This window comes from Pseudoalteromonas sp. S4492 (assembly GCF_005886115.1).
Lineage (GTDB): Bacteria > Pseudomonadota > Gammaproteobacteria > Enterobacterales > Alteromonadaceae > Pseudoalteromonas > Pseudoalteromonas gelatinilytica.
In genome coordinates, this window is sequence record NZ_PNCP01000011.1 from 98,314 (window position 1) to 121,779 (window position 23,466).

Sequence of the window (23,466 nt, forward strand, 5' to 3'; positions counted from 1 at the left end):
CTATTGGAGAGATTAACCGCGGCGACCATCAACACGACGATTCACTAAGGTGGGCGCACAATGAAATAAAAATAAGCTAAAGCCAGCAACCCACAGCAACGCACTTAACTGCCATGCAAGGTGATGACCTAAATAAACGGGAAGTAACGAGCGTACAATGGCAGCTAACGCAATGAGTATAAATGCCAAACTAATGTACGCAGGGGCTTGTAATGCACGCCCTGTATGACCGTGAGAGACACGAACCATCATGGCGATGATCATCACACCTATGGTGCCAACAGTGATCAGATGAAGCGCGTCTTTGAATAAGATAATAGGGCTGAAATAACTCAGCGCGATGAGTATTAAACCAACCGATAAAGCCCAATAAGCCACGTGTAATGACCATAGCAAAGGTACTTTTAAAATCCCTTTATGCCACCACAAAACACACCGAGCCCCATGTAAACAAGCAAGCCAAGCAAAGATCCAACCAGTACTCATTGCACTAAAAAATAGCTGACTCATAAAGAACCACGCAATGGCGAAAAATGAGCTAACAACGACTAATTTATCGAGTTTGGGGGTGCTAACTTGTTCACTTAAATTAAGACCGCGTGCGGTAAAAAATGGCACAACTCGCCCAGCCACAACACCAACTAGCAGTGTCATGATAAGTACAGCGGTATCAACAACCCCCAGTGCCAGCGACATTTTATTAAGTACAACTAAGCTCAAAAAAATCACATTGAGCGCACAGAGCAAAGATGCGATGACAACAAATAAGTAGTTATGGCTGCTTTTTGCCTGTATTAGCATGTCAGCTAGAATAATAATTCCAGCTAGCCACCAAACGAGTTGTAGCGCACTAACAATATAAAGGTTTAGCTGCTCGACCCCTGCAATCTCAATAAAAAAACTAAGCCTTGCAGCAAGCCAAATCATGCTAAGCAAACAAAGCTTAATACCACTTACACTCGCCACACCTGTCCATGTTTGTGCGGCGGTTAGCAAAAAGCCCATGGCAACCACGCCTGCAAAGCCAAACAGCATTTCATGAGCATGCCAAAGCGTTGCGGGCATTGTTAGGTGCCACTGTGCATAGCCCGCCAAAATTAAAAACCAGTAACTCATAGCAAATACAGCTAAGGCACCTGCCGCCAAGAAAAAAGGCCGAAATGCTAATGCCCATAACGGCCACTGGCTGAGTTGATAAAATTTGATCTTAGTTGGCATAGGTTCAGTTAAATTAATGACTTTCATTCGTGCTCTCAGCGTTTAATTTCCCTAGCTATTGCACAGTTCAAGCCAAAAATAAAAACCATTAAATATCAATGCATTAAATTTAAACACTTGATAAGCAAGTCAAAATGACACACCATTAAAAACATCAATAAAACACATTCAGGTCAAATTGACATGACGTTCAAAAAATCCCTTCTTGATGTTGCACTTGCACTTACCAAAGCAAGCAGTGTTGATCATAATTTCAGCTACTTGTTGAGTTGCATTAATGATTGGCTTGAATGTGATGCAGTTGCCTTATTATTGAAACAAGGCGATGTGTTAAAGCCCATAGCCCTACATGGATTGTCGGACGATACGTTAGGAAGACGCTTTAAAATAGCGGAGCATCCGCGCTTATTTGAAATATGCCGTGGCAGTGAACCGCTAAAATTTGCCAAAGATTGTGGCCTACCCGATCCCTACGATGGTTTATTACAAAGCCAACATGGAGACTTTCCTGTTCATGCCTGCATGGGCGTGCCGCTGCTGAGCAGCAAAGACAACAACGAACTATTGGGTGTTTTGACCTTTGATAGTTTAGATGAACATGCCTTTGACGCTTTAGCAATGAACGAGCTCAATCAACTAAAACAGCTAGCTGCAGGCTATGTTGAGCATGCCCTAACCTTGCAGCATTTTATGCAACACGCACAGCACAGCCATCAAGTTGCACAGCAGCTTAACCTTGAGGCACTAACACGAGAAGGTGTCGAAATTATTGGTAATAGCCAAGCAATGCAGACCCTTAAAAATGATATCCAGCTCGTAGCTGCCTCAGAATTTAGTGTATTAATACAAGGTGATACAGGCGTCGGTAAAGAACTCGTTGCGCGCAATATCCATTTAAACTCAAAACGCCGTGACATGCCGTTGATCCACTTAAACTGCGCATCGTTACCAGAGAACTTAGCCGAAAGTGAATTTTTTGGTCACAGTAAAGGCGCATTTACTGGCGCACATACTGCGCGTCAAGGTAAGTTTCAACTCGCCGATGGCGGCACGCTATTTTTAGATGAAATCGGCGAACTTCCGCTTGCCATGCAAAGTAAGTTATTGCGCGTTTTACAAAGTGGTGAAGTACAAACGGTGGGGGAAGATCAAAGCCGTTATGTTGATGTCAGAGTGATTGCAGCAACCAATCGCGATTTAAAACAAGAAGTCGCTGCGGGGCGCTTTCGTGCAGATCTTTATCACCGATTAAGCGTTTACCCATTGCATGTTGCACCACTAAAAGAGCGCGATAACGATGTTATTTTATTGGCAGGTTTTTTTATTGAGCAAACATCTAAAAAACTGGCAATTAAGCAACTTAAACTTAGTAGCGATACACAGTTACTGCTGCGTCAATATGATTGGCCAGGCAATGTGAGAGAGCTTGAACATGTGATCAGTCGCGCAGCACTCAAAGCCAAACAACAGCAATGGCAACAAAGCATTGTCACAATCGAGCCTGAGCATTGTGATATTGCTAAAACGGCCGTTGCTGCACCAAGCCCTGTTGCAGTTAACGAACAAAAAACCACTCGCTTATCGCTGAAAGAGGCTACTGATGCTTTTAGTTATCAATTGATTATGCAACAACTTGAACTACACAACCTAAACTGGGCAGCCACAGCACGCAGCTTAAGTGTTGATAGAGCCAACCTTGTGCGCCTAGCCAAACGGCTAGGCATTAGTGTTAAAAAGTCTGTTTAAGCTTTTAAATCTTTAAAATACGCTTTTAAAAGCTGACTAAATGCTTGTACTTTGGCTGTGCGATGCACCAAGTGATGCGTCACCAGCCAAAGATCTGTTGGCCAGTTTAGCTCTTTTGGAAGCACTGGCAGCAGATCGGGGTATTGGCTTGCCACCTCATGCTGTAAACCACCAATTCCTAAGCCTCTCACAATCGCCCGTGTAGCTTCTGATGTTTCAGACACCCGCAACTTAATTTGCGAAGGTTCAATATGTTGATCAACCCATGCAAAATAAGGCACTTTACCGTTGTAGCCAGCCACCCCAGAAACAAAACTATGCTGCTGCAACTGCTCAATGTTTTTTGGCATGCCATACTTTTCAATATAACTTTTAGAGGCATAAAACCCTGACGAAAGTTCAGCTAAATGCTGGGCAATATAGTCGCCTTCATCAGGCCGAGGGCCCGCTCGAACGGCAATATGCGCTTGACCGTGATCAAGGCGTAAACGGTTTTGATCAAGAATAACTTCGAGTTGCACTTGCGGGTGCAGGTTTTGAAACTGCTCGCAGACATCACTAAGCACATCAATAAAACCACTGACCGTGGTTAATAATAAACTGCCTCGCAGTTGGCTATCAGCGGCAATAATATCGTTGTGAAGTTTTTCAAGTTCAGCGTTAATCGATTTTGCAGTCGCAAACAACTTAGCGCCAATTTCTGTCACTGTATAGCCACGGGCATGACGGTGGAATAACCGCGCATCAAGGTTATCTTCTAAATTGTTGATTCTTCTAAGCACTGTGCTGTGATGAACACCTAACGATTCGGCAGCAGCGGTTAACGTGCCGAGTCTTGCCACTTCAAAAGCAACTTTTACATCTTGCCAATCATCAAATTGAATCGCCATAACGGCTCCTTGTGTGCATATACGCACATAAGTTTTGCGTTTATTTGGCTTTTCTGCAAGCTGTTTTTTGCTACAGTGAATATATCAACAGTGAAGCTTAAAAAAAGGAAGCCATCATGACAGCACCTAAAATTATTGCCCTAGCAGGCAGCCTACGTAAAGACAGCTTTAATCAAAAATTGATTAATGAAGCTGCGCGCTTCGCCCTCGAAAGTGGTGCTGAAGTAGAAGTGATTAAATTAAGCGATTTAAACTTACCTTTATTTGACGAAGATATTGAAGCGCAAGGTACACCTGCTGGCGCACAATTATTGAAAGATAAGCTTCGCGCAGCTGACGGTATTTTATTAGCAAGCCCAGAATATAATGGCTCAATTACAGCACCACTTAAAAACGCAATCGATTGGGCATCTCGTACAGAGCAAGGTGCAGTGCCTGCTTTTCGAAATAAAGTTACTGCTCTTTATGCATCATCACCGGGTGGTTTAGGTGGCTTACGTGGTTTAAATCACGTACGTGATATTTTATCGGGTATTGGTAGCTTAGTACTTGCAGATCAACTAGCAGTGCCTGCTATCCACACTAAATTAGATGAACAAGGCCGCATCAGCGATGCTGATACAGCCGATAAAGTTGCCAGCCTTGCCCAGCAACTTGTGAGCGTAGCGAGCAAATTAAATAAGTAATATAAGGGCGTGTTGACCTTTTATGATTAATTTTGCAGCAGTGTGTTTGGTATTTAGGCAAGGCACAGCCTATGTAGTGTGGTTGTTCCACATAAATAGGCGATAACGCAGTATCAATGCCAAACACGCGCTGCCCTTCGGGTTCTTCCTAGGGACGATTAACTCTTTGTTGCTCGATTTTTACTTAGCCCACTAGGTTACAAATCTCGCGCCGCGATAAAATCGCCCCTAGAGTGAACAAATTTTAATCCACAAAGGTCAACACGCCCTAGCTTAGCTTTGTCGCTGCTAGCTTAGCAGCGATAAAATCTTCATGGGTTACATACAATAAACTTGCGACACGGCGAATAACCATTTCTTCATGCTTATCTAAATTGCCATCTGCGTAGGCTAAACGCCACAACAGCTCGATGATATCAATACGCTGCTCGGCGCTGCACTGGGCATTAATTTGCTTTGAAAACTGAAAATAATCTATTGCATCATCTAGGCTTTGCGATGCACTTGCAACTAACTCTTGAACCTCTTCCTCGTTAAGCGAGAAATACTTCTTTAAGGTCTCATTCAGGGTCTGTTGCTCATCATCTTGTAACTCATTATCTGCACGCATAACCTCAATCAATAACGCAGCAACGGCGGTTTTTAGGTCATGCTCAGTAATGCTAGATTGGGTATCATTCAGCGCTGAAAACAGCTGTTTTATTTTATTGAGCATCACATTTTCCCTTTTTGGGTGTTAGACTACGTATAAGACATTACGTTACCTTAGTTTGACTATGGATGCTAATTCAGGTTCAACATCATTATGAAACAAGGTTTTAATCACATGGAGTTAAGTGTTTATGAGTGAAGTGAGAAGTACACAAGCACTATTAATCAGCGCCGTTTTAATGTTAGCGGGGTGCAGTAATGCGCAGGCAGCAAAAGGCGAAACCGAAAAACTCTATGACTTTGACGAAAAAGTCCATTACTACCAAACTAAATTGGCTGACGGCCGCTACCATCTCGAAATTCAGTCTGATGACTACAAGCACTTTCGCAATCAAAGCGTATTTTTACTGCGCCATGCAAACCGCTTATGTAGAGACAAACCATTTATGCTAAGAGTGACTGATGGGGTGCAGGAGTACGAACGTTTTCCAACTAAACCACGCGCCTATCAGCCACCTTTAACGGTTGTTCTACAGTGTGAAGACGAAGCTAAATAGTACTAGTCTTCATATCCCCACGGCGCGCTTGGCGGCGTGATAGGTTTTGTTAAGTCAAAATCAACGCGAAACTCACGTCCTTCACGCACTAAGCGATACGTAAATTGCTTTGGATAAATATACATTTGCCACGTGTTACCCATTGATTGGGGAATACCTTGGCTCACAAACAATTCTTTTGAGTATTGATCAGCCGGGAACGACTGCGCGTTAGCAAAACCCGCATCAAGGGTATGGCCACCATACATGGTTGATTTATCATCACTGCCATCTTTATGGCGATGATCATGCTTTAAACTAAGTCCACTGCCTGTTTTTGTGATGATCCAAGTACGAGATGCATCATCCCCCACATGAAATGGCACTTGTAACTCACGCTCGTTACAACGACGTACATGCATTACTAACTTTTTGCCCGCAAACGAACTCGGACCAGCAGCGTTATCAACGCTCACTTTACCTTCGTAAGCTTTACCGCAATGGGCAGCAATATTATCAAAAAAGCCATCATGGCTTGGAATTGACACTAACGGTGCAGGTCGTGCAGCCGCTACTGATGATGCAGCTACGAGCATCGATGCCACTAAATATTTCATGGTGTGTTCCCTAAATAAAATTTCAGTCTAGGCTAATGGTTTAAAGGCCATAAAGAAAACAATTACGATAAGCTGCTAGACAGCGAGTGGTCATCCTGTTTTTACAACTAATTTGTTGTCATTTTCAGCGCGATCTTTCATTAGCTTGAGAAGTGCTCGGTGAAAATCCTGAAAGATTACTTCCCCCCATACTCGCGAATAAATGCCAAAGTTAGTGTTATCAAGTACCGTCGTTTTAAGGCTTAACAGCGTTTGATTATTACCACTTGCAACTAACTCATAACCACCATGCAGTGGCGAAAAATATTCCCCACCTAATTTCACATGCTGATCAAGTGCATGATCAGGAATTAACTCTGGGTCAATCTCAAAGTTATAAAGCATTTTCTCATTCGGCAGCCACTCGGTTATCACTTCTTTAAATACAACATTTTTCTGCCACTGGCTGGTTCTAATTGCACCTACCCCAACACCACTCATATCAGCTCGAATTGGCCTAGGAATACCAATTAATTGCGAAAATGAACTTGGATATTCGCCCTCATGAATTTGGCTAACATTAGCTAATTGTTGCCACACAACATCAACAGGCGCATTGATAACAATTGTATTTTTAACTTCGTAAGTTTTCGATAAGTGTAAAAAGTTGAGCTCTAAAGGAGAAAAGATTAAAGGCAACAAAGCTACCGACATCACCGCTTTGTTGCTTTTCTTTTCCCAAAGGCGGTGGCATAGCCCTGCTAACATACCGCCAATACTAGCAAAGACCATAAATGCAGGGAGAGCCATTGCAACGCAGATACTCCCTTCTAATAGCGTTACTACACTGACAAATAAGAACACAAAAATAGGCTGCCAAGCTATCACCGCCATTCTTCCATATGTCATCGGCGACAGTTGATTATATTCAAAATGTACCCGTATAAACCCAATAGCAACAGGCACTAAAAACATAAACGAAATAGTAACAAGGCTACCGAAATTAAACGTTTCGCTAATTTCAAGAAAGATGCGCATGCTGATGCCGTAAAGCACCCCCATCAAGATGCCGATAGATTTAGGAGAAAGAGGCCACATAGTTATTTGTTGTTTTCGTTATTTTACAAACCAAATTAGCAACTTTCTTTTTTAGAAACAAATAAAAACGCGGCCTTGGCCGCGTTTAGGTTCACATGGAAAAAACAGGTTATTGCCAAGGGCGTTCTGCTGCAAGTTGCTGCTCAAAGGCATCAATTTGGCTGTTAAGTGTTTCAGTCACACCGATAAAGTCTAAGCCGCTTAATAAACGCTCTTTAATGTCATGGCGAATATCAAAGTGAATAGTGTCAAACTTATCGCTACGAAGTTGTTGGTTTTCTAAATCAACTTCGATATGAATATCATCATGCTGTTCACTCAGCACAAATAATTGCTCAAGTGTTTCTGCAGGTAATGCGATAGCAAGCATTTGGTTATTGCCACAGTTATTAAAGAAAATATCTGCAAAGCTTTCCGCTAAGATCACTTCAAAACCATATTGCTTTAATGCCCATGGCGCGTGCTCACGCGATGAACCACAACCAAAATTGTCGCGAGTTAAAAGAATTTGCGCACCTTGGTAACAAGGGCGGTTCAAAATAAACTCAGGGTTTGGCTCGCCGTTATCTAAATAACGCCAATCGTAGAAAAGCGCCGCATCAAAGCCATCACGGCTGGTCGACGTTAAAAACTGCTTTGGAATAATTTGGTCAGTATCAACATTGTTTTTATCTAACGGGGCCATTAAGCCACTAAAAAATACGCTCATTAGGCTTCTCCTCTGATATCAACAAAACGACCATGAATTGCCGCTGCCGCAGCCATTGCTGGGCTCACTAAGTGAGTGCGTCCACCACGACCTTGGCGTCCTTCAAAGTTACGATTTGATGTCGACGCACAGCGTTTGCCGGCTTCTAATCTGTCGTCATTCATTGCTAAGCACATTGAACAACCTGGCTCACGCCATTCAAAGCCAGCTGCTTTGAAGATATCTGCAAGACCTTCGTCTTCGGCTTGTTTTTTTACAAGGCCAGAACCAGGAACAATCAGCGCTTCAACACCCGTTGCAACCTGCTTACCTTCAACAATTTGCGCAGCAGCACGTAAATCTTCAATTCGGCTATTTGTACATGAGCCAATAAATACGGTATCTACAGTCGCAGAAGACAATTTATCACCGGCTTTTAAACCCATATATTTTAGTGCACTACGAATCGCATCAGCTTTGATTAAATCTGGTTCTTGCTCAGGATCAGGAATACATTCATCTACGCCAATCACTTGCTCAGGGCTGGTACCCCAAGTAATTTGCGGTTGAATATCAGCGGCCTCTAATTCAACAACATGATCAAACTCTGCGCCTTCATCAGTTTTTAGTGTTTGCCAGTAGGCAACGGCACTATCAAAGTCAGCACCTTGTGGTGCAAATGGGCGACCTTTTAAATAATCATAAGTTGTTTGATCTGGTGCGATTAAACCCGCTTTTGCGCCCATTTCAATACTCATATTACAAAGCGTCATACGCGCTTCCATAGACAGCGCTTCGATCCCTTCGCCACAAAACTCAGCAACATAGCCAGTACCACCCGCAGTGCCTAATTTACCGATCACCGCCATGATTAAATCTTTTGCAGTAACAGTTGGGCGCAGGCGACCATTAATTTGAATTTTTAATGACTTGGCTTTTTTCTGCTGTAGCGTTTGAGTGGCTAGAACATGCTCAACTTCTGAAGTACCAATACCGTGCGCTAGTGCGCCAAATGCACCGTGGGTAGAGGTATGGCTGTCACCACACACTATGGTTGTGCCCGGTAAGGTAATACCCTGTTCAGGCCCCATTACATGCACAATACCTTGATTAATCGAATTTAAATCATAAAGTTGAATACCAAACTCTTTACAGTTTGCATCCAGTGCCATTAATTGATTTTTCGACACTTCACTCGCAGCATCTAATGAGCGACTTTTTGTTGAAACGTTATGGTCCATGGTCGCAAAGGTTTTTTCTGGGCAACGTACTTTGCGGTTTTTCTCACGTAAACCCGCAAAGGCTTGCGGCGATGTAACTTCATGAACTAGGTGACGGTCGATATAAAGTAAATCGGTTTGATCATTTATGCTGGCGACTACATGAGCTTGCCAAATTTTATCGTATAAGGTTTGGGCCACTTGCTATTCCCTCATTTTAGTTACGCTGAGTGACGAGCTCAGCGCAAACAATTTTTAATTAAATACGTGCCACAATTGCCGCAGCAACATCACTAGTGGTGTACCCTGCATTTGGGTAGATATCTGGCGTACCAACACCTGCTTCAACCGCTTCTGCTACCGCTTTTTCAATCGTACGAGCCGCTTCATCTTGCCCTAGAGAATAACGCAGCATAAGCGCAGCACTTAAAATTTGTGCGATAGGGTTTGCAACCCCTTTGCCAGCGATATCTGGTGCTGAGCCACCAGCAGGTTCATATAAACCAAAGCCAGACTGATTTAAACTCGCTGATGGTAATAAGCCCATAGAGCCGGTGATCATCGCGCACTCATCAGACAGAATGTCGCCAAATAAGTTATCGCAAAGTAATACATCAAACTGACTTGGCTGTTTAACTAATTGCATTGCCGCGTTATCAACATAAATGTAGTCAAGGCTCACTTCTGGGTAGTCTTTACTCACTTCAGTGACCACTTCACGCCAAAGTACACTTGACGCTAATACATTCGCTTTATCAACCGAAGTAACATGATTACTACGCAACTTAGCAGCTTCAAATGCAAAGCGTGCGATGCGCTCAATTTCTTTACGTGAATATGTTTGGGTATCGAAAGCAACTTCTTGTTCCCCTTCGCCACTGCGGCCTTTTTCACCGAAATAAATACCACCGGTTAGCTCACGAACACATAAGATATCAAAGCCTTGTGCACTGATATCTGCACGTAGCGGTGATGCAGCACTTAGTGCTGGTAATAATTGTGCTGGGCGTAAATTACAGAACAAACCAAAATGCTTACGTAGTGGCAATAGTGAAGCTCGCTCAGGTTGCTCATTCGGTGGTAAGTTTTCCCACTTAGGGCCGCCTACCGAGCCAAATAAAATCGCATCGGCATTTTCGCAGGCACTCAGTGTGCTTTGCGGCAGTGCCTGACCAAATTCATCAATGGCTGCACCACCAATTGCGTGGTGATGACGAGTCAAAGTAAAACCAAATTTTTCGCTCACAGCATCCAAGACGGTTTCTGCTGCTGCCATAACTTCTGGACCAATCCCGTCGCCTGCTAATACTGCGATACTGTAATTCGATTGACTCATCCTGCTTTCCTCTGTTGTTTTAAATCAGACACTTTTTGTGCACGATAAATTAAGTTATAAACGCGGATCATAGCGCGTACCGACGCTTCAACCACATCCGCTGCAATGCCCGCGCCGTGATATGGGCGACCATCGTATTTAGCGATAATATTCACTTGTCCTAGTGAGCTGGCACCTTGGCCTGTTGCTTCTAGGTTGTATTCAATCATTTCGACCGACATACCCGTTAAGCGCTCAATTGCTAAGAATGATGCTTCTACAGGACCATTACCCGTTGCTGCCTCTTGCTTAGACTCGCCATCAATTGTCATGCCGATTGTTGAGCTCGCCACTGATTGTGAGTTAGACGTAGAGTTAACAAACTCAAGTTGATACTTTTCGTCTTTATCTTTGATTTGATTAAAGTAAATCATCGCTTCTAAGTCGTAGTCATACACAGTGCCTTTTTGGTCTGCTAATGCTAAGAAACTCTCATATAAGCTATCCATATCGTAATCAGATTTTTGATAGCCTAACTCTTCTAAACGATGCTCAATAACATGACGACCTGAACGCGAAGTCATGTTTAATTGGTTATTAGGTACACCGACACTTTCTGGCGACATTATTTCGTAAGTGTTTTGGGCTTTTAATACGCCGTCTTGGTGGATCCCTGAACTGTGTGCAAAGGCATTTTCACCAACAATTGCTTTGTTTGGTTGTACTGGCATATTACAAATCTTCGCGACTTGACGCGAAGCACGGTAAATTTCTTCACTGCGAATATCGGTATGCACTTTTAAGTGGTCTTCACGCATCTTCATGATCATCGCCACTTCTTCAAGCGAACAGTTACCTGCGCGCTCACCAATGCCATTTATTGTACATTCGATTTGGCGAGCACCGGCTTGTACTGCAGCGATTGAGTTAGCAACCGCTAAACCTAAATCGTTATGGCAATGCACGCTTAAACGCGCCTTGTCGATATTTGGTACATTGTTCATTAAGTGGTGGATCATCGCAGCGTATTCGTCTGGCGTTACATAGCCTACGGTGTCAGGTAAGTTGATAGTTGATGCACCGGCATCAATAGCACTTTCAACGATACGGCATAAATCCCAATGCGGTGTACGACCTGCATCTTCACACGAAAACTCAACGTCATCGGTGTAGTTACGCGCAAGTTTAATCGACTTAACAGCCATCGCTGTTGCATCGTCTAAGCTCATACGTAATTTGTGCTCAAGGTGTAATGGGCTGGTTGCAATAAATGTATGAATACGGCCCTGCTCTGCCGGGCGAAGTGCTTCACCACATGCTTCAATATCTTTTGCTACAGCACGTGCTAAGCCACAAATAATCGGCCCTTTCACTTCAGTCGCAATGCGCTGTACAGAGCGAAAATCTGCCGGGCTAGATACCGGAAAACCCACTTCCATTACATCCACATTTAAGCGGCTAATGGTATGCGCAAGTTGAATTTTGTCGTCTTCGGTTAGGCTTGCTTTTAATGCTTGCTCACCATCACGTAACGTTGTGTCAAAAATCCAAACCTTATCTTTCATAAACTGTCCTCGTTCCCAATGACCCATTAGCGAGATAAAAAAAACCCCGCGGTTGCGGGGTTTTTTAATGTTCTACAAATGCAAATACACTAAGCCCCGCTCACTGATTTAAGCAGTAAGAGGTTTAGTTTTAATGTAATTGAATGTGTAATTTGCATCTTAATTTACTAAATGTGTGTTCAGTGGCTGTATTTTTAACATTCAAAAAACCTGCTTGCAAGCATAATTTTTCCACAAAATCGATTTTTAAATCGCCTTACTGAAATTAAAAATCCATAAAAGCACACTTTAAAGGTTAATTAAACCCAACTAAATGCATTGAACGTTTAAAGTTTCGGAAGGTAAAGCTTCTATTGCTTAGATTAACTTTTAAATGTGATAGTTATCACATACACATAAAGTAACAGTATGAGGAAAAAATCTAATTATTTAGTGAGGTAATCTAAAAACATCATTGATTCTCACGCCATTGCGCTTGCCCTGAGCCAAGTTCATGTAATACACGGCCAATTCTATTCCTTTCAGAGCGCGCATTAGTTAACCAAACCTTAATCTCGCCAGTTTCTCCCATACCAATAATCAAGTAGGGGGTTATATTTTTTTCTATCTCTTCTGTGCTTACCCATGAATATGCAGGTAAGTTTTTAGCTAATTTATATCCTGCTTTATCTATGGCCACTTCACCGTAGTAAATTCTATTTTCTGATTTATCGAGCCACTCAACCGCCACTTTTTCGGGGAATTTTTGCCCATAAACACCGGCCATTGCACCTGCCGTAGCTCGGCAACACGACATTGCACCTGCAGGGACACTCCACCGCCCATCAAATTCTATTAATGTCGCAAAAATATCATTACCTTCATCAGTTGAGCCAGATACGACCATGTAATCTATTTTTCCCGTTGTCGAGCAACCTACCAGTAACAAAGCACATGCAATTGAGATAAGTGGTTTTATAAACTTGTCCATCGTTGCCAAGTGCATTTTTATTTATTCTCACGCCATTGCGCTTGCCCTGAGCCTAGTTCATGTAATACTCGCCCTGTGAACCCTGCTGAAGGTGTATTTGATATCCACACTTTTATTTCACCTGTCTCACCCATGCCAATAATTAGATAGGGAAAAATCTCGTCCTCAACTTCACCTGTGTAATAACTAAAATTAGGTAAGTTTTTAGCTAATTTATACCCTGCCTTATCTATGGCCACTTCACCGTAATAAATTCTATTTTCTGATTTATCAAGCCACTCAACTACCACTTTTTCTGGGAATTTTTGGTCATATACACCACTTGTTTTGCCTGCACTTTCCCAACAACAACCGAGGCTTCCCATAGGAATCCCCCAATTATCATCAAAAGTAATTGCCTGCACCCAAATTTGGTTACCTTTTTCTGTTGCACCTCCTGCAACCATGTAATCTATTTTCCCGTTGACGAGCAACCGGCTAAAAGCAAAGCACATACAATTGAGATGAGTGGTTTTATAAACTTGTCCATAGTCGGTTTTTATTTATTCTCGCGCCATTGCGCTTGCCCAGAGCCAAGTTCATGTAATACACGACCAACCCTATTCATTTCTGAGCTTGTATTTGATAACCAAACCTTAATCTCGCCAGTTTCTCCCATACCAATAATCAAGTAAGGGGTTATATTTGTTTCTATCTCTCCTGTGCTTACCCATGTATAAGCAGGTAAGGTTTTAGCTAATTTATACCCAGCCTTATCTATGGCTACTTCACCGTAATAAATTCTATTTTCTGATTTATCGAGCCACTCAACTACCACTTTTTCTGGGAATTTTTGGTCGTATACACCACTTGTTTTGCCTGCACTTTCCCAACAACAACCGAGGCTTCCCATAGGAACCCCCCAACTATCATCAAAAGTAATTGCCTGCACCCAAATTTGGTTACCTTTTTGTGTCGCACCTCCTGCAACCATGTAATCTATTTTTCCCGTTGACGAACAACCGGCCAAAAACAAAGCACATGCAATTGAGATGAGTGGTTTTATAAACTTGTCCATAGTAACTAAATGCATTTTTAATTATTCTCGCGCCATTGCGCTTGCCCTGAGCCAAGTTCATGTAATACACGGCCTGTGAACCCTGCTGAAGGTGTATTTGATATCCACACTTTTATTTCACCGGTCTCACCCATACCAATAATTAAATAAGGTTTTACATCGTTAAAAACTTTACCTGTGTGCGCAGTGAATGGGGGTAAGTTTTTAGCTAATTTATATCCCGCCTTATCTATGGCCACTTCACCGTAATAAATTCTATTTTCTGATTTATCGAGCCATTCAACCGCCACTTTTTCCGGGAATTTTTGGTCGTACAAACTGACTGTACCACCAGCCTCAGCATAACAACACTCAATTGCTCCTGATGGTATGCCCCATGTATCATCAAATACCACTGAGCGCCCCCAAATAGCATTCCCATTCTCAGTGCCTACGCCTGCTACCATGTAATCTATTTTTCCCGTTGACGAGCAACCGGCTAAAAACAAAGCACATGCAATTGAGATGAGTGGTTTTATAAACTTGTCCATAGTCGGTTTTTATTTATTCTCGCGCCATTGCGCTTGCCCAGAGCCAAGTTCATGTAATACACGGCCTGTGAATCCTGCTGAAGGTGTATTTGATATCCACACTTTTATTTCACCTGTCTCACCCATGCCAATAATTAGGTAGGGAAAAATCTCGTCCTCAACTTCACCTGTGTAATAACTAAAATTAGGTAAGTTTTTAGCTAATTTATACCCCACCTTATCTATGGCCACTTCACCGTAGTAAATTCTATTTTCTGATTTATCGAGCCATTCAACTTCAACTTTTTCCGGGAATTTTTGCTCATAAACTCCGGCCATTGCACCTGCCGTAGCTCGGCAACACGACATTGCACCTGCAGGGACACTCCACCGCTCATCAAATTTTACTAATGTAGCAAAAATATCATTACCTTCATCAGTTGAGCCAGATACGACCATATAATCTATTTTTCCCGTTGACGAGCAACCGGCTAAAAACAAAGCATATACAATTGAGATGAGTGGTTTTATAAACTTGTCCATAGTCGGTATCCATTTATTAGTTGTGATTGCCATTGTGAGCTTGTTTCAGCTTGACTTGGCTGGTTATAAAAAAGCTCGCGCTGTTGGTTTTTGGTGGTAAATTCTGCTTCTTCTTCGGGGCCGTGAGCTATCGCATCAATCGTTGCCGCGTATTTAACACTATGGTGAATGTAGTCTTTGTATAAAGCATGCCAGGCATCACTTTGCGGGCCAAAACTGCGCGCTGTATCTACAAGCGATTTAAGCTCGCTTGGTAAAACATAAGGAAAAGCCTGACCATCGGCTTGCTTGCGGTTGGCAAGCTCTGCTAGGTTTTGCAACGGCACCCCTTGATTTACAGCCGTTTCGTGCATTAGCGCTAAACTATAATGCGGTAGAATATTACTTAATTTACGGCGCCAATACGGCCTGTAGCTGGTGTAAATTGTATTTTCTGATTTATTCCAAATTCGCTTTGGTTGTCGGTTTATTCTTGGCCGGCTTGCTTTAAATTGAATATTAATTGTTGGCCAATAATATTTTTGTTCAAGTGACTGTTTAAGCTGTACGAGTTCTTTGTCGTGCTCTGGCTCACCGGCTTGGCCCGCAATATACTGCCGAGGGTAAAGAATGCTCGTTTCAACGGGGCCATAACCGCCACCTATATCTGAGTGCACGCCAGGCAGCTCAATTTCTTTGTGGTTTTCTGATAGCTGCTTATTACTATTGAGTAATGAGCTAAGAGGGAATTTATCGCGCTTTTCATCAAACGCAGCTAAGTGCATCACATACCCGGCACTGCTGCTCGCTAAATTTAAATTAACGGGGTAGTCAAGTTCGTCATCGGCGTAAAACTCACTGTGGTTGTTATCGCCATCGCCGCCAATAGATGCAACACTATCAAATAAGCCCACAAAACGAATAACAGGCTTAATGCCGCCCCAATAATTTGGCTTATGTTGATAAATTGCATTGACCTGATTAACAAACGCTCGGGCTTGGGCTGCACCTCGGCTAAAGCCAAATACATCAATTAAAGCGATGCTAATGTGCTCAAAATTACTGTTCCTTATAAAACGGTTCAATGATATTAAAGATTTTTTTATGCGCTCATCAAAACTAAACGCCAAGCCCATATCTAGTGTTGAGTCTTTTTTATTCGCTTTAGTGCCTATCCCTTCGGCATAATACCGAGATTTATAGGTTTGAAATGGATATAACTCAAACAACTTAACAACATTCGTGGGCTCTTTGCTGTCTGTTGAGTCTTGTATGTCGTTAAAACGGTTATTACCTGTGCCATCAAAAAACACCCCAAAGCAAGGCGGTTCGGCAAGTAAGGTGAGTTCTACATGGCCTTTCGGTAAAATTTTATGTTGAAGTAGTTGCGGGCCGCCCTTACTACCAATATTGAATGACTTTACCGTGTTTGAATTAAAATAGTCTGCAAATTGCTGCTCATTAACAAGAGTAAACTCGGCCTTACCAGCAACAATTGCTTTGAGTGTATAAGGTGTATCTTGCGACAGGTTATTAAAACGGTAGTGCTGCGCTGCTTGTTTTTCAACTACGACCTTGTTGCCTTGTGAAAATAGCTGTATTTCTACATCAACATCGCCCAGTACTTTTACAATAATATGCTTTGTTGTTGCACCCGCACCGGTATTAATAACAAGTGTATTAACAAGGTTTACTGCCATTGGCATTGCTTGGCTCATTACTTATGCTCCGTATACGTCAACAAGACGACGTTTAGTAATAGGCCCTGCTATGCCATCAACTTGCAACTGCTGTGCAAGCTGAAAAGCTTTAACACCTGTTTGTGTTTTTGATCCATTAATTCCATCAACCTTCCCACAATCAAACCCAAGTAAATTGCAACGCCCTTGCACTCCTGACAAGGTTTCAATAGGGTCTAAGTGCCCAACTTGAATAGCAAAACTCTTTGTTGGTGTGGTGTCTTCGTCATTGAGATATAAATCTACTTGCCCTGTAAGCGTTTCATTTTCGGTGAGCTCTACTTCAATTAAGCCATCTTCTGCTATGACGGTATCAATTGTTTGCCCTGCGATATTCAGTACAATGCGCTTTCCCGTAATTTGCTCGCCATTTTCGTAAGCTAGTTTTAAACGAAAGAATTCTTTTTCATCACGCACCATAAAAGAGTTTTTACTACCTGTTTTCAGTGGCATGAATTTTTCAACTTTTGCTGGAATAGCAATTACGTCGCCGGGGTAAATTTGGTTAGGTTCAGGCCTTAATGAACGAAACTCAGCATTAAGCGGATGCAAGTAAAGACCATTAGAGGTTCTAAACCCATATTGACGAGCAATGCGTAGCAAGGTTTCGCCTTGCGACACAGTATGTTGTAAGGTCATAAATTATATCCTTATAAATTTATTCATTACGGGAAGGGCTGGCCACCTGCCAGTCTTTGTCATCTAACTCATGAAAACTTATTTTAGCATTTTCAAAGTCAGGACCTGATACGTGGGCATAACCCTTACTATCTAATACTCCACTGACTACATGCCCATTACGCAAGCGAATTTTATAGCCCATGTTTGCCTGTGGGTTACCTGCTTGATCAAGCAATTCAATTTCATATTCTTGTGTTGGTTGAAGCACTGTAAAAGAGGTGGTTTCCACAAGACCTGACGCACTCACAGTGACAGCATAAACACCTGGCTTCACAACAAAATAATGCTGCCAAAACGATATTTCATCTGGGCGCTTTTTTTCTAATTGCAATGTAATTTGACCATTTGTAGGCCCTTGCCAAACTATATCTATACTGCGGCAATTACTGCAGGAGCCTTCTATATTTAATTTCCAACCATTGGGAACTATCAATCCAGTACCTACCGGTGCGGGCTTAGCACGACTAAACCCCAAATTGTAATCATAAATAAGGTTCGCATTTTTATAGCCTGTATATTGTTGAGCTAACATTTCTACCGTTTCAGATGCTTGGAGCACATGGGTTGTAAAATTTTGCCGAACTTGGTGAGATGCTTTTAACTCTACCTTACTATTTGCAACAGGCTTATAAAGAGCTAACGTAGGTTGAAATTGCTGAGTTGCTGTTGGGCGGATAACACGACGAGTATAAGTTATGTGTTGATCTATCCTGTTGGGTTGTCCCTCACAGCCATTGCTTTGTAATAGCCTAGCTTGTTGATCTCTTAAATCAGCTGATGTTGCATTGCTAGCAGCCTCTGAGCTATGGTTCTTTGAAATAGTGGCGCTTTTTGGGTATAGCGCAATTCGGCTATAGACATGGCGAAACTGACTGTAGGGAACTCGCTTCCAACCATTTTGGTTAATCCAAAACTGGCAGCGTTTGTCATCTCGAAATTGTGAGACCTGATGAGCGTCTAATACGCCAAACAAGTTATCTTGAATTTTCTTTTGCACATGTTTCGGTAACGAGTATAACAAACTGCGGCTCAGCTCCCGAAAGCTTGGGCTGTTTTTTACCGTTGTTTCTTCACTCTGTTCTAAAAAATGGGCATGAGTATCATTCACCGGATCCTTGGTGAGCATATGCGTCCTCGCTATTTATTCATTTTGTGGCGTAACTGACTATTTAGAATTCAGTTACTGATTTAAACAAAAAACGATACACAAAATGGGAACAAAAATCCACCATGCTTTAGGCTGTTTTTTCTACACTACCTTTACTATCACGGCCATACAAAGTGGCACCGCGAGCAATATAGCGTAATTGCCAGATCAAGCGTTCAACCAGTTCTTCACGTTGTGTCCCTTCAATATCGAGGGCTTCGGCACCGGCGTTAAATACTAAAGTCACCATGGCTTCGGCTTGAATATATGCATGAGTTGGGTCGCACGGAGTTTCGCTTTCAAGGTAATGCGCAAGCTCTAAAATGAAATGTTTAATTTCACGAGCAACCGCAGCGCGAAATGCTTTTGAAGTTCCTGAGCGCTCACGCAATAACAATCTAAATTGGTTGCTCGAGTTATCGATAAACTCCATAAAGGTCACGATTGATGTCGTGATCACACTACCGCCGCTCTCAATACGGCGACGCGCTTGGCGCATAAGTTGGCGAAGTGTCAAACCGGCTTCATCAACCATGGTCAAACCGAGCTCATTCATGTCTTTAAAGTGGCGGTAAAAAGAGGTGGGGGCAATCCCTGCTTCACGGGCAACTTCACGCAAACTTAAATTAGAAAAACTATGATCGGCACTCAATTGATTGAATGCAGCTTCGATTAGTGCTTGTCGTGTTTTTTGTTTCTGTTGCGCTCTAACACCCGACATGGAAACTCCCAGCGTGAACTTTTAATGATTTTTCGGTTAATGAGACAGTCTAATACTTGACGCGGAGAGAATGAAACACTATTTTAGCGTACAACTGTACGCCGAGATTTATTCAGATGAAAAAACCACCGATTATTTGGACCAATGTGCTATTTTTTAGCCTTACATTTTTGGCCGCGATCACCCTTGTTCCTTGGTATGGCTTTAGCTACGGATACACCAGTACACAGTGGATAGCCTTTGTTGGCTGTATGTTCTACGCCGGACTTTCTATTACTGCAGGTTATCACCGCTTGTGGGCACACAAAGCCTATGATGTGCATCCTGTTATTGAAGTGATTTTTGCCTTAGGTGGTGCTTTTGCATTACAAAATAGCGCCTTGCACTGGAGTAGCGATCACCGTATTCACCATGGTCAAGTTGATGATCCAATCAAAGACCCTTACGCCGCTACTAATGGCTTTTGGTATAGCCACATCGGTTGGATGCTGCGCGATTATCAAGGCGAGCAATACGGTAACTACAGTAACTGCCGTGACTTACAAAAAAACAAAGTCGTTATGTGGCAACACCGTCACTATATGAAGTTAGTCGTCGCGACTAATTTTGGTATTCCTTTACTACTTGGTTTAATGCTTGGCGATGTATGGGGCATGTTATTATTGGTTGGTTTACTGCGCTTAGTATTGAGCCAGCACTTTACCTTTTTTATCAACTCGCTGGCGCATATCTGGGGCTCACGTCCATACACAGAAAAAAACACTGCCCGTGATAATGGCTTTTTAGCGCTATTCACATACGGTGAAGGCTATCATAACTTCCACCACATTTTTGCTAGCGACTATCGCAATGGCATTAAGTGGTATCACTATGATCCAACTAAATGGATGATCCGCTCTTTAGCGGCAATCGGTCTTGCTTCAAAATTAAAGCGCACACCGATTGAGCGAATCGAAAAAGCCAAAGCAGAAACCTTGATGAGTAAGACCCAAGGTCGCCTTGCAAAATTGCCTTTAGCGCAAGATAAGCTTACATTATTACAATCTGAGTACGATTTACTGCTGAAAAAACTGCAACACTTCTGTGCCTTGCAAAGGCGCGTGTTAGAAATCAAACGTAATAAAATGATGAAACAGTGTGAAAAATCAGCATTAATGACACAATATCACGAGCTTGAAGCCGCTTGGGAAAACCAAAAGCAGGCTTGGCTTGCACTAAATGCGAGGTTGTTAAAAGCCTCTTTTAGTTAACATAGGAGCGGCTGTGGCCAAACAACAAGTAAAGCAAAAAGATACTCCATCTTATCAATATGATGCGATCATCATAGGTACAGGTCCTGGCGGTGAAGGTACCGCCATGAACCTATCTAAAAGTAACAAAAAAGTCGCTGTTATTGAGCGTCAAGAAGCAGTAGGTGGCGGTTGTGTGCACTGGGGTACTATCCCGTCAAAAGCATTACGTCACTCTGTAAGTCGTTATATTGAATATAAAGCAAACCCGCTATTTAATATTAGTGAGCGCCCTAACCGCTTAACTTTCCCAGATATTTTGCGCCACGCAAGTAACGTCATCTCAAAGCAATCTAATTTACGTAGCAGCTTTTATGAACGTAACCGCATTCATATGTATCAAGGTGATGCTGAGTTTATTGATAAACACACCATTAAAGTAACGCACCTAGACGGTTCATTTGAAACGCTTACTGCACAAACAATCGTTATTGCTACTGGCTCGCGCCCTTATCGTCCACCGGGTGTAGACTTTAAACATCCACGTATTTACGACAGCGATACCATTTTAGGCCTTGAAGATGACCCTCATCGTGTGCTCATTTATGGTGCTGGTGTAATTGGTTGTGAGTATGCCTCTATTTTTAAAGGTTTAGGCGCCAAGGTTGACCTAGTGAATACCCGTGACCGCCTACTTGCCTTTATGGATGCAGAAATTTCAGATGCTCTGAGCTATCACTTTTGGAATAGCGGCATTGTTATTCGTCATAATGAAGAGTTTGATCGCGTAGAAACTCGCGATGATTGTGTGGTAATGCACTTAAAATCAGGTAAGCGCGTAAAAGCTGACTGTATTTTATTTGCCAATGGCCGTACGGGTAACACAGACACATTAAACCTTGAAGCTGTTGGCCTAAAAGCGGATGGTCGTGGTCAGCTTAAGGTGAACGAAACTTACCAAACAGAAGTCGACAACATTTATGCTGTGGGTGATGTCATTGGTTACCCAAGCCTTGCCAGTGCAGCATTTGACCAAGGCCGTATTGCAGCCGATGCGATTGCATGTGGTAATTGCGATGAGAAGCTGATCATTGATATCCCAGCAGGTATTTATACAATCCCTGAAATGAGCTCAGTGGGTAAAACCGAGCAAGAGTTAACTGCTGCAAAAGTCCCTTACGAGGTAGGCCGTGCTCAATTTAAGCATTTAGCGCGTGCGCAAATTGCAGGCACTGAGGTGGGTAGCTTAAAGATTTTATTCCATGTTGATACCAAAGAAGTACTGGGTGTGCACTGCTTCGGTGAGCGTGCCTCTGAAATCGTTCACATCGGTCAAGCTATTATGGAACAAAAGAACGGCGGTAATAACATTGATTACTTTGTAAATACCACGTTCAACTACCCGACTATGGCTGAAGCCTATCGCGTAGCCGCATTAAATGGTTTAAATCGTTTGTTTAAGTAAATAAAAAAGCCCGCTTAATGCGGGCTTTTTTATGACTAGCTTTTGCTTATTTGTGGTATTTACCACTGAATTCATGAACGGCGTTGATAAATACACCTGCATTTTCTGGGTCTACATCTGGTGTAATACCGTGACCTAGGTTGAACACATGGCCAGAACCTGTACCAAAGTCTTCTAGGATAGTGGCAACTTCTTGGCGAATGCGCTCAGGCGTACCATGCAGCATTGCTGGGTCCATGTTACCTTGCAGCGCGACTTTATCGCCAACACGACGCTTTGCATCACCGATGTTAATAGTCCAGTCTAGACCTACTGCATCACAGCCTGTTGCTGCAATTGCTTCAATCCACTGACCACCATTTTTAGTAAATAACGTCACTGGTACTTTACGGCCATCATGTTCGCGAATTAAGCCATCAACAATCTTGTGCATGTATTGTAATGAAAACTCATTGTAATCACGTGGGCTTAATACACCGCCCCATGAGTCAAATACCATTAACGATTGCGCGCCCGCTTTAACTTGCGCGTTTAAATAGTCGATTACTGAGTCCGCTAACTTATCAAGTAATAGGTGCAGTGTTTGTGGTTCTGCAAAGGCCATTTTCTTGATTTTACCGAATGTTTTGCTGCTACCACCTTCAACCATGTAAGTAGCAAGTGTCCAAGGTGAACCAGAGAAACCAATTAGCGGTACTTCACCTTTTAATTCGCGGCGAATCGTACTTACCGCATTCATTACATAACCAAGCTCATCAGTTGGATCGATTTTTGGGATTTTTTTAACATCTGCTAATGAAGAAATCGGACGTTCGAATTTCGGGCCCTCACCTGTTTCAAAGTAAAGACCTAAGCCCATAGCATCAGGAATAGTTAAAATATCACTGAATAGAATTGCAGCATCAAGCGGATAACGACGTAATGGCTGTAACGTTACTTCACAAGCAAGTTCAGCGTTTTTACATAAACTCATAAAGTCGCCTGCTTGGGCACGTGTAGCACGGTATTCAGGTAAATAACGGCCAGCTTGGCGCATCATCCATACCGGTGTGACATCAACAGGTTGCTTTTGTAGTGCACGTAAATAACGATCGTTTTTTAATTCGCTCATGCGTATAGAATCCTAGAACTGAATGAAATTGAGCAGATTGTATCACCATATTGCGCGTCTCACTATGGATAGATAATCAAGGCTAGATATAGATCATGTTTTTTAA

At 42.5% G+C, this 23,466-nt stretch carries 24 protein-coding genes; 5 read left to right on the plus strand and 19 right to left on the minus strand.

Annotated elements, in window-relative coordinates; translation table 11 throughout:
* Nucleotides 1-12 precede the first annotated feature (12 nt).
* Entirely contained in the window at nt 13-1,245 is a 1,233-nt protein-coding gene (locus tag CWC28_RS04225; protein ID WP_138624764.1) for an NnrS family protein, read from the minus strand.
* Nucleotides 1,246-1,401: 156 nt separating this feature from the next.
* On the opposite strand from CWC28_RS04225, the gene norR reads away from it, so the two are divergent.
* Nucleotides 1,402-2,964 carry a nitric oxide reductase transcriptional regulator NorR gene (gene norR, locus CWC28_RS04230; protein ID WP_138624765.1) on the plus strand — a complete coding sequence of 521 codons (1,563 nt, stop codon included), beginning with the start codon at nt 1,402-1,404 and terminating at the stop codon, nt 2,962-2,964.
* Here norR and CWC28_RS04235 read toward each other — a convergent pair.
* Nucleotides 2,961-3,854 carry a LysR family transcriptional regulator gene (locus CWC28_RS04235; RefSeq protein ID WP_105181944.1) on the minus strand — a complete coding sequence of 298 codons (894 nt, stop codon included), beginning with the start codon at nt 3,852-3,854 and terminating at the stop codon, nt 2,961-2,963. The genes norR and CWC28_RS04235 overlap by 4 nt on opposite strands.
* A gap of 116 nt (nt 3,855-3,970) precedes the next feature.
* On the opposite strand from CWC28_RS04235, the gene CWC28_RS04240 reads away from it, so the two are divergent.
* On the plus strand, nt 3,971-4,540 hold the full coding sequence (locus CWC28_RS04240; RefSeq protein ID WP_054554467.1) for an NADPH-dependent FMN reductase: 570 nt from the start codon (nt 3,971-3,973) through the stop codon (nt 4,538-4,540).
* Between the two features lie 268 nt (nt 4,541-4,808).
* Here CWC28_RS04240 and CWC28_RS04250 read toward each other — a convergent pair whose 3' ends face one another.
* Nucleotides 4,809-5,255, minus strand: a complete 447-nt coding sequence (locus CWC28_RS04250; RefSeq protein ID WP_054554468.1) for a tellurite resistance TerB family protein — start codon at nt 5,253-5,255, stop codon at nt 4,809-4,811.
* A 127-nt stretch (nt 5,256-5,382) separates the two neighbouring features.
* On the opposite strand from CWC28_RS04250, the gene CWC28_RS04255 reads away from it, so the two are divergent.
* Nucleotides 5,383-5,748: a hypothetical protein gene (locus CWC28_RS04255; RefSeq protein WP_063702492.1), complete on the plus strand. Its 366-nt coding sequence runs from the start codon at nt 5,383-5,385 to the stop codon at nt 5,746-5,748.
* A 2-nt stretch (nt 5,749-5,750) separates the two neighbouring features.
* Here CWC28_RS04255 and CWC28_RS04260 read toward each other — a convergent pair whose 3' ends face one another.
* The 15 genes from CWC28_RS04260 to fabR all read right to left on the minus strand — a co-directional run bounded on the left by CWC28_RS04260 (nt 5,751) and on the right by fabR (nt 19,555).
* Nucleotides 5,751-6,344 carry a hypothetical protein gene (locus CWC28_RS04260; protein ID WP_054562892.1) on the minus strand — a complete coding sequence of 198 codons (594 nt, stop codon included), beginning with the start codon at nt 6,342-6,344 and terminating at the stop codon, nt 5,751-5,753.
* 90 nt (nt 6,345-6,434) lie between these two features.
* On the minus strand, nt 6,435-7,361 hold the full coding sequence (locus tag CWC28_RS04265) for an SRPBCC family protein (protein WP_349304080.1): 927 nt from the start codon (nt 7,359-7,361) through the stop codon (nt 6,435-6,437).
* Between the two features lie 169 nt (nt 7,362-7,530).
* Nucleotides 7,531-8,130: a 3-isopropylmalate dehydratase small subunit gene (gene leuD, locus CWC28_RS04270; RefSeq protein WP_054562894.1), complete on the minus strand. Its 600-nt coding sequence runs from the start codon at nt 8,128-8,130 to the stop codon at nt 7,531-7,533.
* Complete coding sequence (gene leuC / locus CWC28_RS04275) at nt 8,130-9,530, minus strand: 3-isopropylmalate dehydratase large subunit (protein WP_138624767.1); 1,401 nt, start codon at nt 9,528-9,530, stop codon at nt 8,130-8,132. Before leuC ends, leuD begins: the two co-directional genes overlap by 1 nt.
* Before the next feature lie 58 nt (nt 9,531-9,588).
* Nucleotides 9,589-10,665, minus strand: coding sequence for a 3-isopropylmalate dehydrogenase (gene leuB, locus CWC28_RS04280; protein WP_063702500.1), 1,077 nt, complete (start codon nt 10,663-10,665; stop codon nt 9,589-9,591).
* Nucleotides 10,662-12,209, minus strand: a complete 1,548-nt coding sequence (gene leuA / locus CWC28_RS04285; RefSeq protein WP_063702502.1) for a 2-isopropylmalate synthase — start codon at nt 12,207-12,209, stop codon at nt 10,662-10,664. The genes leuB and leuA overlap by 4 nt, the downstream gene beginning before the upstream one ends.
* 451 nt (nt 12,210-12,660) lie before the next feature.
* On the minus strand, nt 12,661-13,179 hold the full coding sequence (locus CWC28_RS04290; protein ID WP_105174391.1) for a DUF2931 family protein: 519 nt from the start codon (nt 13,177-13,179) through the stop codon (nt 12,661-12,663).
* A 17-nt stretch (nt 13,180-13,196) separates the two neighbouring features.
* Nucleotides 13,197-13,625 carry a DUF2931 family protein gene (locus CWC28_RS04295; protein ID WP_171038283.1) on the minus strand — a complete coding sequence of 143 codons (429 nt, stop codon included), beginning with the start codon at nt 13,623-13,625 and terminating at the stop codon, nt 13,197-13,199.
* Nucleotides 13,626-13,717: 92 nt separating this feature from the next.
* A complete protein-coding gene (locus CWC28_RS04300) occupies nt 13,718-14,251 on the minus strand; it encodes a DUF2931 family protein (RefSeq protein WP_240494359.1) in 534 nt (177 codons plus the stop codon).
* 2 nt (nt 14,252-14,253) lie between these two features.
* A complete protein-coding gene (locus CWC28_RS04305) occupies nt 14,254-14,766 on the minus strand; it encodes a hypothetical protein (protein WP_063702508.1) in 513 nt (170 codons plus the stop codon).
* Nucleotides 14,767-14,775: 9 nt separating this feature from the next.
* On the minus strand, nt 14,776-15,288 hold the full coding sequence (locus CWC28_RS04310; RefSeq protein ID WP_063702510.1) for a hypothetical protein: 513 nt from the start codon (nt 15,286-15,288) through the stop codon (nt 14,776-14,778).
* A complete protein-coding gene (locus tag CWC28_RS04315; protein WP_105174385.1) occupies nt 15,273-16,985 on the minus strand; it encodes a T6SS phospholipase effector Tle1-like catalytic domain-containing protein in 1,713 nt (570 codons plus the stop codon). Before CWC28_RS04315 ends, CWC28_RS04310 begins: the two co-directional genes overlap by 16 nt.
* Nucleotides 16,986-16,988: 3 nt before the next feature.
* The gene (locus CWC28_RS04320) at nt 16,989-17,645 is read right to left on the minus strand and encodes a peptidoglycan-binding protein (RefSeq protein WP_063702514.1); all 657 of its coding nucleotides are present in this window, start codon (nt 17,643-17,645) and stop codon (nt 16,989-16,991) included.
* 19 nt (nt 17,646-17,664) lie between these two features.
* The gene (locus CWC28_RS04325; protein WP_063702516.1) at nt 17,665-18,813 is read right to left on the minus strand and encodes a hypothetical protein; all 1,149 of its coding nucleotides are present in this window, start codon (nt 18,811-18,813) and stop codon (nt 17,665-17,667) included.
* 109 nt (nt 18,814-18,922) lie between these two features.
* Nucleotides 18,923-19,555: an HTH-type transcriptional repressor FabR gene (gene fabR, locus CWC28_RS04330; RefSeq protein WP_054554482.1), complete on the minus strand. Its 633-nt coding sequence runs from the start codon at nt 19,553-19,555 to the stop codon at nt 18,923-18,925.
* A 116-nt stretch (nt 19,556-19,671) separates the two neighbouring features.
* On the opposite strand from fabR, the gene CWC28_RS04335 reads away from it, so the two are divergent.
* Both CWC28_RS04335 and sthA read left to right on the plus strand, forming a co-directional pair.
* Nucleotides 19,672-20,805, plus strand: coding sequence for an acyl-CoA desaturase (locus CWC28_RS04335; RefSeq protein WP_063702518.1), 1,134 nt, complete (start codon nt 19,672-19,674; stop codon nt 20,803-20,805).
* A 13-nt stretch (nt 20,806-20,818) separates the two neighbouring features.
* On the plus strand, nt 20,819-22,249 hold the full coding sequence (gene sthA, locus CWC28_RS04340) for a Si-specific NAD(P)(+) transhydrogenase (protein ID WP_054562900.1): 1,431 nt from the start codon (nt 20,819-20,821) through the stop codon (nt 22,247-22,249).
* A gap of 46 nt (nt 22,250-22,295) precedes the next feature.
* Here sthA and hemE read toward each other — a convergent pair whose 3' ends face one another.
* Complete coding sequence (gene hemE / locus CWC28_RS04345) at nt 22,296-23,360, minus strand: uroporphyrinogen decarboxylase (RefSeq protein ID WP_063702520.1); 1,065 nt, start codon at nt 23,358-23,360, stop codon at nt 22,296-22,298.
* Between the last annotated feature and the right edge of the window lie 106 nt (nt 23,361-23,466).

Bases quoted from the DNA above. Each gene is read 5' to 3' on its own strand.
- CWC28_RS04265 (WP_349304080.1), bottom strand. From the start codon at position 7,361: ATGCGCATCTTTCTTGAAATTAGCGAAACGTTTAATTTCGGTAGCCTT.
- CWC28_RS04295 (WP_171038283.1), bottom strand. From the start codon at position 13,625: ATGGTTGCAGGAGGTGCAACAGAAAAAGGTAACCAAATTTGGGTGCAG.
- CWC28_RS04240 (WP_054554467.1), top strand. From the start codon at position 3,971: ATGACAGCACCTAAAATTATTGCCCTAGCAGGCAGCCTACGTAAAGAC.
- CWC28_RS04225 (WP_138624764.1), bottom strand. From the start codon at position 1,245: ATGAAAGTCATTAATTTAACTGAACCTATGCCAACTAAGATCAAATTT.
- CWC28_RS04320 (WP_063702514.1), bottom strand. From the start codon at position 17,645: ATGACCTTACAACATACTGTGTCGCAAGGCGAAACCTTGCTACGCATT.
- leuD (WP_054562894.1), bottom strand. From the start codon at position 8,130: ATGAGCGTATTTTTTAGTGGCTTAATGGCCCCGTTAGATAAAAACAAT.
- CWC28_RS04305 (WP_063702508.1), bottom strand. From the start codon at position 14,766: ATGGACAAGTTTATAAAACCACTCATCTCAATTGCATGTGCTTTGTTT.
- CWC28_RS04255 (WP_063702492.1), top strand. From the start codon at position 5,383: ATGAGTGAAGTGAGAAGTACACAAGCACTATTAATCAGCGCCGTTTTA.
- fabR (WP_054554482.1), bottom strand. From the start codon at position 19,555: ATGTCGGGTGTTAGAGCGCAACAGAAACAAAAAACACGACAAGCACTA.
- CWC28_RS04335 (WP_063702518.1), top strand. From the start codon at position 19,672: ATGAAAAAACCACCGATTATTTGGACCAATGTGCTATTTTTTAGCCTT.
- CWC28_RS04260 (WP_054562892.1), bottom strand. From the start codon at position 6,344: ATGAAATATTTAGTGGCATCGATGCTCGTAGCTGCATCATCAGTAGCG.
- CWC28_RS04250 (WP_054554468.1), bottom strand. From the start codon at position 5,255: ATGCTCAATAAAATAAAACAGCTGTTTTCAGCGCTGAATGATACCCAA.
- norR (WP_138624765.1), top strand. From the start codon at position 1,402: ATGACGTTCAAAAAATCCCTTCTTGATGTTGCACTTGCACTTACCAAA.
- CWC28_RS04300 (WP_240494359.1), bottom strand. From the start codon at position 14,251: ATGCATTTAGTTACTATGGACAAGTTTATAAAACCACTCATCTCAATT.
- CWC28_RS04315 (WP_105174385.1), bottom strand. From the start codon at position 16,985: ATGAGCCAAGCAATGCCAATGGCAGTAAACCTTGTTAATACACTTGTT.
- CWC28_RS04325 (WP_063702516.1), bottom strand. From the start codon at position 18,813: ATGCTCACCAAGGATCCGGTGAATGATACTCATGCCCATTTTTTAGAA.
- CWC28_RS04290 (WP_105174391.1), bottom strand. From the start codon at position 13,179: ATGGACAAGTTTATAAAACCACTTATCTCAATTGCATGTGCTTTGTTA.
- leuA (WP_063702502.1), bottom strand. From the start codon at position 12,209: ATGAAAGATAAGGTTTGGATTTTTGACACAACGTTACGTGATGGTGAG.
- hemE (WP_063702520.1), bottom strand. From the start codon at position 23,360: ATGAGCGAATTAAAAAACGATCGTTATTTACGTGCACTACAAAAGCAA.
- leuB (WP_063702500.1), bottom strand. From the start codon at position 10,665: ATGAGTCAATCGAATTACAGTATCGCAGTATTAGCAGGCGACGGGATT.
- CWC28_RS04235 (WP_105181944.1), bottom strand. From the start codon at position 3,854: ATGGCGATTCAATTTGATGATTGGCAAGATGTAAAAGTTGCTTTTGAA.
- CWC28_RS04310 (WP_063702510.1), bottom strand. From the start codon at position 15,288: ATGGACAAGTTTATAAAACCACTCATCTCAATTGTATATGCTTTGTTT.